Genomic DNA, 11,906 nt, shown 5'->3' with positions numbered 1-11,906 from the left:
CATCCCTCCGATGGACGTCGCACGCTCGCCTGCGGGGAACCACCCAAGCGCACCGCCCTGCGCACGCTCGACACCTCTCCAGCAAGCCGGGCTGATCACTTCAAAACAACTCGCAATACGTGATCAGGAAGACCGATGTCCTCGAAGAACCCGCACGCCAAGCAGCCTGCCTCGCTGCGCAAGCGCCCCGCCGCAGCAGCCATGGCCCTCGGGCTGTCGACCGCCGTCCTGGTGCCGATGGCCGCCGTCGCGCAGGAGCAGAAGCCTGCCGCCGAATCCACCCTGCAGACGGTCAACGTCATCGACACCGCGCTGGAAGCCAACCCGAACGCCGAACCCGGCGTGCCCTACAAGGCGAAATATTCGGGTGACGAGCGCCACAAGCGCGCGCTCGCCGACACCGCCCAGAACATCCAGGTACTGACCAAGGCCCAGATCGAAGACTCTGGCTACACCGATCTGCGCGAGATCCTCGACGCCCAGCCCGGTATCACGCTGGGCACCGGCGAAAACGGCAACGCCTTCGGCGACCGCTACATCATCCGCGGCCAGGAAGCCCGCAGCGACGTGTTCGTCGACGGCCTGCGCGACCCCGGCATGACCATCCGCGAGAGCTTCGCCACCGAGCAGGTCGAGATCTCCAAGGGCCCGAACTCCAGCTTCGCCGGCCGCGGCACCTCGGGCGGCGCGGTCAACTCGGTGACCAAGCAGGCCACCACCGCCTACGACTACACCCGCCTGTCCACCGGCTTCGGCACCGACAAGCACACCCGCTTGACGGTCGACACGAACCAGGTCATCAATGAAGACCTCGCCGTGCGCGCGAACCTGCTCTACGGCTACGAGGAAGTACCCGATCGCGACCCGGCGGACCGCGATCGCAAGGGCATTGCGCTGTCCACCTTCTGGACCCCGACCGACAAGCTCGACCTGACCTTCGACTACTATGGTCTCGACGCCGAAGACAACCCCGACATGGGCGGCTTCCTGGTCGGCACCGTGCCGAATCGCAAGCCGGCCAAGAATGTGCCGGTGTATGCGCAGTCGCAGGACTTCCTCGAATCCGACGTGGACATCGTCACTGCCCGCCTGCGCTATCAGTTCTCCCCCGACACCCGCGTGACCAACCTGACGCGCTTCGGCCAGACCGACAACGGCTATGTGGTCACCGGCGCCCGCGCCGCAGTCCGCGGTGCCAACGACCCGAACGCAGGTGCAGACACCATCACGCTGAGTACGCATCAGGGATGGCAGGAGGTCGACTACTTCGTCAATCAAACCAACCTGCACCTTGACCGCGAGATCGGAGGCCTGAAGCACGAGTTCATCTTTGGCCTCGAATACTCAGACCACAGCGTGCTGAACGGCGTCTATGACGTTGCAAACTCCGGCCAGAACTGCATCACGGGCAATGCCGCCGCCAACAACGCCTGGTGCGCGATCGGGGGCAACGGCCTCGCGGTGAACGGGCTGAACAGCCTGATGAACCGCCAGATCACCAAGGGTGACTGGGACATCGACTGGAACGTGAAGACGGTCTCCCTATCCGCAATGGATACAGTGGACCTCACCGACAAGTGGACCGCCTTTGCCGGCCTGCGCTGGGACCGCTATGACTTCGACACCACCACCATTTCGCGGGGCACCACCACCAACTACGACTACTCCGACAGCCTCTGGAACGGCCATGTTGGCCTGACCTACAAGTTCCTGCCCTACGCGAACGTATACGTCAGCTACGCTACCGCCAGCGACATCAACGGCGGCGAATCCGACGTCGGTTCCAGCTGCGGCTACGGCGGCATCTGCGTGGATAACAACAACGGCGTCGACATTGCCGACAGCAAGCCTGAAAAGACCCAGAGCATCGAACTCGGGACGAAGTGGAACCTGATGGACGAAAAGCTGTTGCTGTCCGCTGCGCTGTTCCAGATCACCAAGTCCGACGTGATGGAATCGGCGCCGAGCGGTAGCGGCTATGAGTCCACCGGCGCGCTCAACACCGGCAAGAACCGCGTCCGCGGTCTCGAACTGGCGTTGACCGGCATGATCACCCCCAAGCTGACCGGCCAGGCGGGCGTGGCCTTAATGGACTCCGAGGTCCTGCGTTCGAATGTGGCGGACAACGAAGGCAAGGTGCTGAGCAACTTCGCTGACAACACAGCGTTCGTGCAACTCAAGTACCAGGCGACCGACAAGTTCTCGTTCGGCGGCGCGGTCAAGTACGAAGGCAAGAAGTACGCCGGTCAACCGGACTCGGCCGCCGGCTATAACGCGAACGGCGAGTATACGCAGCCGATCCCCTCCTACACCGTGCTCGACCTGTTCGCGAACTACCGCATCAACAAGAACATGGACGTGCGTCTGAACGTGGGCAACGTGACCGACAAGGACTACTACCTGGCCGGCTACCGTTCGGGTTCGTTCCTGTACATGGGTGACGCGCGCAATGCCCGCGTGACCCTGAACTATGACTTCTAAGTCCTAGTGCTTTTCCCGGCCGGGCCGCGCCTCAGCGCGCAGCCCGGCCGTTTTCGTTTTGAACAATCATGCCTGACTGACTTTCCGCGCACGTGGTCGGCAAGCCGACCTTCGAAAGACGGAGCAACCATGCACGCCCAACCCACGCCTTACCTCGATCCCCCGCGTTTCAGCATCTCGCGTCGCCGCGCCCTTCAGACACTGGCCGCAGGCACGGCAAGCATCCTCATGCCGCGCGCGGCCCAGGCCGGACCGAGCGGGACGCGCGCGGTCGTCGGCGCCGCCTGGCGGGGTCCGCGCGCGAGCGACCCGAACTTCGCCGGCACCCTCGTCGCTGACTGGGAAGCGCGCAAGCTCGGCTTCGGCTATATGGTGCCGCTACCGAGCCGGCCTCACGGACTGATGGCCGAGCCCGGCGGCGAGCTACTGGTGTGCAGTGCACGCCCCGGGACCTGGATGCTGCGTTGCGATACGCAGGGCAAGGTGATGCAGCAGATCGACGTGCAGGAAGAGGGCATGTGCCGACTCGGCGGCCATGTCATCGCATCGGCGGATGGCGAGCACCTGTACACCACCGAAACCGATTTCCGCAGCGGCAAGGGCAGGGTTGGCGTGCGCGACCGCCGCAGCCTGCGCAAGCTCGCCGAATGGGATACCCACGGTCTCGACCCGCACCAGCTGCTGCTCGACGCCCAGGGCCACCTGTTCGTCGCCAATGGCGGCATCCCGCGCACACTGAGCGACAAGAAGGTCGACCTCCACCGCATGGACGCCTCGCTCGTGCGCATCGACACCGCCAACGGCGCCCTGCTCGGCCAGTGGCGCATCGACGACCCAAGGCTGAGCCTGCGCCACATGGCCTGGAGCCGCCCGCCGCAGGGTGGCGACGCCCTGCTCGGCATCGCGATGCAGGCCGAACACGACCTCGAGGCCGACCGTCGTCGCGCCCCGATCCTGGCCGTGTTCGATGGCGAGCACCTGAGCGTCCCGACGCAGGAGAACGACGGCATCGGCTACGCTGGCGACATCGCCCCGGCGCTGCATGACGGCTTCGCGCTCTCCAGCCACCAGGCCGACGTCACCAACCTGTGGCACCCCGGTCTGCCCGAGAAGATGCGGCCCATCGTGCAGCTCAAGGCGTCGTATGCACTGGCCGGCTGGCACGGCCCGCAGGACGGCGGCGGCGTGCTGGTCGCCACCGCCTACGGACTGGGTCGCTGGCATCCGAGCGCCCCCGCCAACCTGCTCGCGTGGCCGGAGCCGATGGCGCTCGACAATCACTGGATCCTGATCGAGGAAGCCTGATCCACCGGGTGCCGGAGCCTGCCGTCGGCTGAGCCCCGGTCACTGCAGGGCATATCGAATGAACGACACCGCAACGCCGCGCCCACCCCTGTCGCGGATTCCGCCCGAGATCCTGTGCGCACAGGATTACGAATCGCTCGCTGCGCACTTCCTGCCGGCCCCGCACCACGCCTACATCGCCGGCGGGAGCGGATTCGAAGCCACGCTGCGCTCAAACCGCGACGCCTTCGAGCGCGTGCAGATCCTGCCACGGCTGCTGCGGGACCTGACCGCCGGGCACACGCGCCTCACGCTCCTCGGCCACGAACTGCGTCATCCGATCCTGCTTGCGCCGCTCGCCTTCCAGACCCTCGCCCACCCGCAAGGCGAACTCGACACCGCGCGCGCCGCCGCAGCGACCGACGCCGGCCTGGTCGTCAGCACGCTGTCGGCCTGGCCGCTCGAGGACATCGCCGCCTGCAGCCGGGGCGAAAAGTGGTTCCAGCTCTACTTCCAGCCGCTGCGCGACAGCACGCTCGACCTTGTCCGCCGCGCCGAGGCCGCAGGCTATGGCGCACTGGTCGTGACACTGGATGCGGTCGTGCAGAGTCCCAGCCTTCGCGCACAGAGGGCAGGTTTCCGCATGCCTGACGCCGTGCGTCCGGGCAACCTCCTCCATCATGCAACGCCGCCACCAGTCGAACTCGAACGCGGCCAGAGCCTCATCTTCCAGGGCCTGATGCGGGAGGCGCCGACCTGGGATGACCTGGACTGGCTGATGCGTCACACCCGCCTGCCGGTCATCGTCAAGGGCGTGCTGCGTGCCGACGACGCGCTGGCGCTGAAGGCGGCCGGGGTTGCGGGGATCATCGTCTCCAACCATGGCGGCCGCGCCCTCGACGGCGTGCCAGCCAGCCTCGACGCGCTGCCCGCCGTGCGCGCCGCGGTCGGTGCTGACTACCCCATCCTGCTCGACAGCGGTATCCGCGCCGGCAGCGACGTATTCAAGGCACTGGCGCGTGGCGCCGACGCGGTGCTGGTCGGGCGTCTGCAGGTCTTCGCGCTGGCCGTTGCCGGCGCGCTCGGTGTCGCCCACATGCTGAAGCTGCTGCGCGAAGAACTGGAGCTGTGCATGGCACTCGCCGGCTGCGCCACACTGCAGGAGATCACGGCGGACTGCGTCACCCACCGCCCCGCCTGAACCTCAGTCCAAACCCTGTCCTGTACGCGATTCACATCATGCTCATTTCAATCGAGAAGGTCCTCACCAAGGACGAAGTCCGCCAGTTCCGCCAGCACCTCGACCAGGCGCAGTGGGAAGACGGGCTGAAGACCGCCGGCACGCTCGCCAGCCAGGTCAAGCGCAACCTGCAACTGGCGGACGGCTCGGATCTGGCCACCCGCCTCGGCAACCACATCCTGCGCAAGCTGGGGAGCCACCCGGAATTCATCTCCGCCGCCCTGCCGCAGCGCATCTACCCGCCCAAGTTCAACTGCTACCGCGGCGGTGGCACCTACGGCGCCCACGTCGACAGCGCCCTGATGACGGTGCCGGGCACCGACATCACGGTGCGTACGGACGTGTCAGCCACGGTGTTCCTCGCCGAGCCGGACGAGTACGAAGGCGGCGAACTGGAGATCGAAGGTCCGTTCGGCGTACAGACGGTGAAGCTCGAGGCGGGCGACATGGTGCTCTACCCCTCGACCAGCCTGCATCGCGTCACGCCAGTCACGCGCGGCGCGCGCATCGCCAGTTTCTTCTGGATTCAGAGCCTGGTGCAGGACGAAGGGGAACGCACGCTGCTGTACGACCTCGATCAATCCATCCGGGGTCTGACCGCCTCAGGGCGCCAGGACGACCCCGACCTGCTGCGCCTCACCGGCGTGTATCACAATCTGCTGCGGCGCTGGGCGAAGCCCTGAATCAGGGCAGCTGGGCCAAAAGCGCCCACTGTCCACCGTCCTACGCCTCGCGGAGCACTTCCTCGCAGCCCGTCCCCGAATCCGGCCGCGGACCAACGAACACCGTGCCGAGGTAGCGCGCTGCAAGACCGTAGCCCAGCACCCAGGCGGCCGCGCTCACCGCCTGCAGGCCGGCCAACGGCATCCCCGGCAGGCCGGATGCCGCGCGTGCCAGCGCGGCAGCCAACAGCCCGGCCGCGGCCACCAGCACCCACGGCCGCAGATCCAGTTCATAGCCCGCATGCGTGCGCCCGGCGATGCACAGCACGCCGAAGATCGACACGCCCATCGCACCGACCGTCAGCAGGTGCAGTCCCGCGCTGGGCGCCACCGGCGCGCCGAGCAAGGACAGGCCGATCAGCGCGTAGCCCGCTGCCTTGAGCCAATACACCGCGTAGAGCATGAAGGCCCAGCGCGACAGCAGGGCGCGGCCGACATGCCAGTCGTTCAGCAGGTTCAGCACCGCCGCCGCGGCCGCCAGCGCGACCCAGCCGGCTATGACCGAGCCGGGCAGCAAGAACTCGGCCACGGTGTACAGCGCCACGCCGAAGATGGCGAGATTGCGCCGCGGGGGGCGCGCACGATAGTCGGGCAGATCGTCATCCTCAGCGTGACGGCGAGCCGCGCCGGCATCGCGGCGCAGGCGCTCGGCATCCAGCGCATCGTTGACGATGCGCATCGAGATGCGGCTGAGCGCGACCACGATCAGCACCATCATCACGCCGACGCCGACCCGCACCCAGCGCATCGGATACGCGCCGCCGAGCGCATCGGCATGGAAACCCGCCAGCGCGATCCACATCGCACCCAGCCCCCACAGGAAGGCGAGATGGCGCCGCTCGGGGTCGCGCCACAGCCGTGGCGCGACGATCACGATCAGCGCACCTAGAAAACCCACGTTGAGCAACGCGGCCAGCACCTCCCCCGCCAACCCCAGGGTTCCCGACAACCAGAACGCCAGGCGTGCCGCCGTCCACAGCAGGACCATGCCGAGTGCGATGCGACGACCGAAGGCGGGCGTGGCGGTGAACTCGGGCACCGCCGTCAGCAGGAAACCCGCCACCGCCGCGAGCCCGAAGCCGAACATCAGCTCATGCGCGTGCCACACGACCGGGCCGCCGGGCACGGCCGGCACGCCCAGCCCCGCAGCGAGAAAGCCCTGCCAGATCAGCAGCAGGAGCACCGCATACATGGCGGTAGCGAGGAAGAAGGGGCGGAAGCCGCACATGAACAGCGGCCGTGCCGCCAGCCGGTCGAACAGCCGGCCGAACGGTTCGTGGTCGATGGGATGAGACATGGCTTCGCGCTCCTCAGCCGCCGCAACGCGCGCCGCCGCGCGCGCTCAGCACCGGCTCGGCCGGCACGACCAGGCGCAGACCCGACGCCGGACGCGCTGCCGCCCCGGCCTGCGGCGCGAGGCCGGCTGCAGGGGCCGCCACGGCAGGCGGCAATCCGAAGCTCTCGCGCACCGCCGCCGTCTGCAGCAACTCGGCGGTATGGTGATAGACCCAGGCGTCGTCGCGGGTCGCCGCCGGTTGGCCGAGCGCGAAGCGGCACACGATGCGCCCGGGCTCGGGCGCCATCACCAGGATCGCGTCCGACAGCCTCACTGCCTCCATCAGGTCGTGCGTGATCATCAACACCCCCATGCTGCGCTCCGCCTGCTGGGCCAGCAGCAGGCGGTAGAGCTCTTCCTTGAGGCCGACGTCGAGCGCCGAGAACGGCTCGTCGAGCAGCAACAGATCGGGCGCCAGCACCAGCGCGCGCGCGAGCGCCACCCGGCTCTGCATGCCGCCCGACAACTGGTGCGGAAACTTGTCGAGGTCGCGATGCGCCAGCCCCAGGCGCAGCGCCAGTTCGCGCGAGCGGAACTGGCGCTCGTCGCGCCCGACGCCGGCCGCCTTGAGGCCGAGCGCGATGTTGTCGATTGCCGTCTTCCACGGCAGCAGGCGTGGCTGCTGAAACATGAAGGCGGTGGTCCCAAAGCGGTTCGACACCTCGCCCTCCTGCACCGTCAGCAGGCCGGCCGCCAGATGCAGCAAGGTGGTCTTGCCGCAGCCCGAAGGGCCGACCAGCGCCACCACCTCGCCCGCGCACACGCGACAGTCGATGCCTGCCAGCACCTCGTCGCGCGCGAAGGCGTGCGACAGGCCACGAACGCGCAGTTCGCCGCTCATGCGCCCTGCTCCCGCCAACGCTCCACCTCGCGCTTGACCGGCTCCAGCACCAGGTACTCGACCGCCAGCAGCAGGCCGACCACCGCGGCAATCCAGGCCATCGTGGCCGCCGTATCGAGATGCGAGCGCGACACGGCCAGCGCCGCGCCCACGCCGTCCTGGGTGGCGAGCAGCTCCGCCATCACCACCACCTTCCAGGCCGTGCCGAGCGCAGCGATCCAGGCGGGGAACAGGTAGGACACCACGTGCGGCAGATAGACATCGAGGAACATCATGCGGCGCGGCAGGCGAAAGGCCTCGGCCATGCCGCGCAGCTGGTTGTCGAGCGTGCGCGTGCCCTGCAGCGCGCCGATGAAGATCACCGGAAAGGCGGCGACGAACACGGTGAACACCGGCGTGCCGTCGCTGGCGCCGAACCACAGCATCGCCAGCACCAGCCAGGCGATCGGCGGCGTGCCCATCAGCACGGTCACGAGCGGGCGCGACATCATCGACGCGGTCATCGACAGCCCCGCAACAAGACCGAGCACGCTGCCGGCCAGTACCGACAGGGCATAGCCCGAGAGCGCGCGGCGTGCGGTGGCGGCGAGCTCCGGCCAGGCGGCGCCGCTGTCGATCAGGCCCCACAGCGTGGCGAAGGCCGAGCGCGGGTCGGGCATCACCAGCGGGCCGTAAACCAGACTGACCGCCTCCCAGGCGGCCAGCAGCAGGAACAGGCTGGCGATCGCACCCCAGCCGCCCCACAGGTAGGCGGGCAAACCAGCGAACCAGGCACGCAACAGGCTCATGGCTTCGCGGCTCCGCCATAGAAGCCATCGTCGGGCAGCTTGCCGCCGACCAGCGCCGGATTCTTCTTCACCAGCTGGCCGAACATGAATTCGAGCTCGGCGCGCGCGGCCTGCACCGGCACCGCCTCCATCTGGCTGACGGCGATCGAGTCGGCCACCGCCTCGGGGGTCAGCAGGTCGATGCGGGCGGCGACGCCGCGGCCACAGGCCTCCGCGTTGGCGCGGCACCAGGCCAGCGAGCGGGCATATTCGGCCTCGATGCGTGCAACCACGTCCGGACGCTCGCGCAACGCCCCCATCACCGCGATGCCGGCCTGCGGGATGCGGGTGGCGCGCGCGAACACCCGCCCCCATTCCTGCTGCAGGTCAACGCTGCGATGCAGCTCCGGCGCAATGACGCTGATCGGGAAGGAGCCCGTCTTGCGCAGCGCCATCGACACCGCCGGCTCGGCCAGCAGCGCGTGGTCGACGCGGCGCATCACCAGCAACTGCATTGCGTCGATCGGGCTGGCGACGTAGCGCAGGCTCAGGTCCTTGCGGACGTCCACGCCCTGCTGCTCGGCGAGCAACTGGAACACGATGTCGGGCATGTCGCCGCGGAAGGGCATCGCCAGCTCCTTGCCGCGCAGGTCGGCAAGCGACTTGAGCGCCGGGTCGCGCGACACCAGCCACAGCACACCCCAGGTCGACACGTTGAGCATCCGCAGCTTCGCACCGCGGTTGTAGAGGTTGGCCGCGACGTTGGTCGGCATCGCCAGCACGTCGGCGCGGCCGTCGAGCGCCATCACGCGCAACTGGTCGGGGTCGCGCCAGGGCACGAACTCGACAACCTCGGCAACGTCGGCCAGCGCACCGGAGTCGACCATGTGGATCAGCGGATTCGACACCGCCGCCGAGGGCCCGGCGAGCGTCAACCTGGGCAGCTTCTGCGCGTCGGCGGTGCCGGTCACGACCAGGAATGCGAGCACCACGCACGCGTGCAACAGGAGCCGGCTCCAGCCGGGCAAGGGTGGGCGTGGTGTCTGCATGTCAGAAACTCCCGGAAAGACTCAAGGTGATGCCGCGACCCGGCGCCGCCAGTTCCTGGCCCGATACGCCATCGGTCAGGTGCTCGTGGTAGCGCTTGTCGGCCAGGTTGTGCAGGCCGACGGCCAGCGTGGCCGCATCGAAGGCGCCGACCGCGCCGAAACGCCAGCCCAGCTCGGCGTCGGCGGTGACGAAGCCGGAGGTCGCGTCCTCCGTGCCATTGGAGAACTTCGTCGCGATGCGATCCTGCTCGGCAACCGCGCGCAACTGCGCGCGCCAGTAGAAGCCGCGCTCGGCCGGCTGGCCGATGCCCAGCGTCAGCTCGGGCGCCGGCATCTGGTACAGCGGCTCGTCGTCCTGATGGTTCTTGCCACGCAGCCAGGTGAAGCCGGCATCGGCGACGTAGGCGCCCACCGGCGCGCTGAGACTGCCTTCGACGCCGTAGATCGTGACCTTGTCGAGGTTCTCGGTGCGCTTGAGCGGCAAGCCGGTGCCCGGATGGGACGCGCCGGTGATGCGTCCGGCGATGTAGTCGTCGATGCGCGTGTAGAAGGCCGCCAGCTGGTAGTTCAGCCCGGCACCTGCGCCCTTGAGGCCGAGTTCGAAGCTGGTCGAGACTTCCGGATCGAGTTGCGGGTTGCCGACGTGGTAGTAGCCGTCGCCGCGCGCCGAATCCTCGAAGCGCTCACGCATGTCCGCGGCGCGGTAGGCGCGGCCGACGTTGGCGTAGGCGTTGAGACTTTCGGTGAGGGGATGGCTCGCCCCGAGCGACCACGACAGGTTGTTGTCCGTGTTGTCCAGACCGGTCGTCTGGGCCGACGGCCCCGCCCCCTTCTGCGCCGCGTCACCGCTGACGCGGTCGTAGCGCAGTCCGGCAACGATGCGGGTGGCGCCAAGCGCGAATTCGTCCTGCACGAACACACCCACCGCCTCGATCTCGCCATCCGAGAACGGATCGTTGCGCACGTTGTTGTTGAAGAACGGCGCGTTGTTGTCCATGTAGCGCTCGGGATCGCCCTTCATGCGCCAGGTTTCGGCCCCGACCGTCAGCAGATGGTCCCCGCCGACCGGGAACACATACTTGGCGCGCGCGCCATCGGTCGTGAAGGAGACGTCGTTGCGTACGTAGTCGCGGCCGAGGTTTTCGGCGCGGGCACGGATCTGGCGAAACACTTCCTGGCGATAGATCTCGGCCGACAGCTGCCCTTCGCCAAGCTTCGCATCGACGCCCAGTTCGTAGAGCTCGCGGCGCTGTTTGGGCGAATGGATGGTCGCCACGCCGAGCGGACGCGGAATGCCCGCGCCGGTGCGGGCCGAGCCCGGATACCACACGTCCTCGTCCTCATGGCGCTGCAGATTCAGACGCAGGCTGACGTCGTCGGTCAGGCGATGGCGATACTTGGCCAGCAGGGTGTCGGACTGGTAACCGGTCCGGTCCTCGCGCCCGTCGGGGCTGCGGTAGTCATCCACGTCGCGCCCGGCCACACCCAGCACCAGCGCGTGATCGGCGTTCGAGCGCTGCACCAGCAGCGCACCGGCCACACCCTTGTCGACACCGCTGAAACGCACGCCGGCACGGCCGCCCATGCGCTCCTCCGCGGTGAAGGCCGCCTCGGGCGTGAGCAGGTTGACGACCCCGCCCATGGCTCCGCTGCCGTGCAGCACCGAGCCCGGCCCCTTGACGACCTCGACACGGTCGAGCAGCCCGAGATCCATGAAGGACGCAATCGCCCCCTGAGGCTGGGCCGAGTTCACACGCAGGCCATCGACCATGACGACGACGCTTTCCTTCTTGAGGCCGCGCAAGACCGGGTTCTGTCCCCAGGCTCCGTCGGACTGGGCCGCCAGCCCCGGCTTGCCTCGCAACAGATCGCCGACGACCGCCGCGCCCGCCGTGGCCGGACGCAGGACTTCGATCGCCTGGGGTGTCTCCTGCACGTCGGCGGCGTAGCCTTTGGCGGTCACAACCTGCTCGCCGAGCACGGTTTCACCTGCGGCGAGCAGGGATGGTGCGAAAGAGACACCCAGCAGTGCCAACGCCATTGCGCGCATGCGCAGTTCCATAAACAACTCCATCGAGTAGTCGAGCTGGCTGGCGACGGCTGGCTTGCCCGGGATGATTCGGATCAGGTGAGCCAACTTTAATTAAACGCGAATCATTCCTATTTGATTCCAATCAAATCTGCGT

Annotated in this window: 9 protein-coding genes; 4 read left to right on the top strand and 5 right to left on the bottom strand. The window is 68.0% G+C overall.

All coding sequences use genetic code 11. The features are described from left to right. Positions 1-135: 135 nt before the first annotated feature. The 4 genes from ACMV5O_RS10910 to ACMV5O_RS10895 all read left to right on the top strand — a co-directional run bounded on the left by ACMV5O_RS10910 (position 136) and on the right by ACMV5O_RS10895 (position 5,688). Positions 136-2,481 carry a TonB-dependent receptor gene (locus ACMV5O_RS10910; RefSeq protein ID WP_416163491.1) on the top strand — a complete coding sequence of 782 codons (2,346 nt, stop codon included), beginning with the start codon at positions 136-138 and terminating at the stop codon, positions 2,479-2,481. Between the two features lie 129 nt (positions 2,482-2,610). After that, a complete protein-coding gene (locus ACMV5O_RS10905) occupies positions 2,611-3,786 on the top strand; it encodes a DUF1513 domain-containing protein (RefSeq protein ID WP_416163490.1) in 1,176 nt (391 codons plus the stop codon). A 58-nt stretch (positions 3,787-3,844) separates the two neighbouring features. Continuing rightward, positions 3,845-4,966 carry an alpha-hydroxy acid oxidase gene (locus ACMV5O_RS10900; RefSeq protein ID WP_416163489.1) on the top strand — a complete coding sequence of 374 codons (1,122 nt, stop codon included), beginning with the start codon at positions 3,845-3,847 and terminating at the stop codon, positions 4,964-4,966. 38 nt (positions 4,967-5,004) lie between these two features. Then, complete coding sequence (locus tag ACMV5O_RS10895) at positions 5,005-5,688, top strand: Fe2+-dependent dioxygenase (protein WP_416163488.1); 684 nt, start codon at positions 5,005-5,007, stop codon at positions 5,686-5,688. 40 nt (positions 5,689-5,728) lie between these two features. Here the strand turns inward: ACMV5O_RS10895 and ACMV5O_RS10890 are convergent, their stop codons facing one another. From ACMV5O_RS10890 to ACMV5O_RS10870, 5 genes are read right to left on the bottom strand one after another with little or no spacing between them, the layout of a single operon-like run. Beyond that, entirely contained in the window at positions 5,729-7,024 is a 1,296-nt protein-coding gene (locus ACMV5O_RS10890; protein ID WP_416163487.1) for an NnrS family protein, read from the bottom strand. 13 nt (positions 7,025-7,037) lie between these two features. Next, positions 7,038-7,904, bottom strand: a complete 867-nt coding sequence (locus ACMV5O_RS10885) for an ABC transporter ATP-binding protein (RefSeq protein ID WP_416163486.1) — start codon at positions 7,902-7,904, stop codon at positions 7,038-7,040. Then, positions 7,901-8,692, bottom strand: coding sequence for an ABC transporter permease (locus ACMV5O_RS10880; protein ID WP_416163485.1), 792 nt, complete (start codon positions 8,690-8,692; stop codon positions 7,901-7,903). Before ACMV5O_RS10880 ends, ACMV5O_RS10885 begins: the two co-directional genes overlap by 4 nt. Then, positions 8,689-9,720, bottom strand: a complete 1,032-nt coding sequence (locus tag ACMV5O_RS10875) for an ABC transporter substrate-binding protein (protein ID WP_416163484.1) — start codon at positions 9,718-9,720, stop codon at positions 8,689-8,691. Before ACMV5O_RS10875 ends, ACMV5O_RS10880 begins: the two co-directional genes overlap by 4 nt. A gap of 1 nt (position 9,721) precedes the next feature. Then, positions 9,722-11,782 carry a TonB-dependent receptor plug domain-containing protein gene (locus tag ACMV5O_RS10870; RefSeq protein WP_416163538.1) on the bottom strand — a complete coding sequence of 687 codons (2,061 nt, stop codon included), beginning with the start codon at positions 11,780-11,782 and terminating at the stop codon, positions 9,722-9,724. Positions 11,783-11,906: the final 124 nt, after the last annotated feature.

Source organism: Thauera sp. WH-1, assembly GCF_047806685.1.
In the GTDB taxonomy this organism is placed as follows: Bacteria; Pseudomonadota; Gammaproteobacteria; order Burkholderiales; family Rhodocyclaceae; genus Thauera.
The sequence above is the reverse complement of the archived record's forward strand: the minus strand, read 5'-3'. Positions and strand labels throughout refer to the sequence as shown.

Bases quoted from the DNA above. Each gene is read 5' to 3' on its own strand.
- ACMV5O_RS10910 (WP_416163491.1), top strand. From the start codon at position 136: ATGTCCTCGAAGAACCCGCACGCCAAGCAGCCTGCCTCGCTGCGCAAG.
- ACMV5O_RS10905 (WP_416163490.1), top strand. From the start codon at position 2,611: ATGCACGCCCAACCCACGCCTTACCTCGATCCCCCGCGTTTCAGCATC.
- ACMV5O_RS10900 (WP_416163489.1), top strand. From the start codon at position 3,845: ATGAACGACACCGCAACGCCGCGCCCACCCCTGTCGCGGATTCCGCCC.
- ACMV5O_RS10895 (WP_416163488.1), top strand. From the start codon at position 5,005: ATGCTCATTTCAATCGAGAAGGTCCTCACCAAGGACGAAGTCCGCCAG.
- ACMV5O_RS10890 (WP_416163487.1), bottom strand. From the start codon at position 7,024: ATGTCTCATCCCATCGACCACGAACCGTTCGGCCGGCTGTTCGACCGG.
- ACMV5O_RS10885 (WP_416163486.1), bottom strand. From the start codon at position 7,904: ATGAGCGGCGAACTGCGCGTTCGTGGCCTGTCGCACGCCTTCGCGCGC.
- ACMV5O_RS10880 (WP_416163485.1), bottom strand. From the start codon at position 8,692: ATGAGCCTGTTGCGTGCCTGGTTCGCTGGTTTGCCCGCCTACCTGTGG.
- ACMV5O_RS10875 (WP_416163484.1), bottom strand. From the start codon at position 9,720: ATGCAGACACCACGCCCACCCTTGCCCGGCTGGAGCCGGCTCCTGTTG.
- ACMV5O_RS10870 (WP_416163538.1), bottom strand. From the start codon at position 11,782: ATGGAACTGCGCATGCGCGCAATGGCGTTGGCACTGCTGGGTGTCTCT.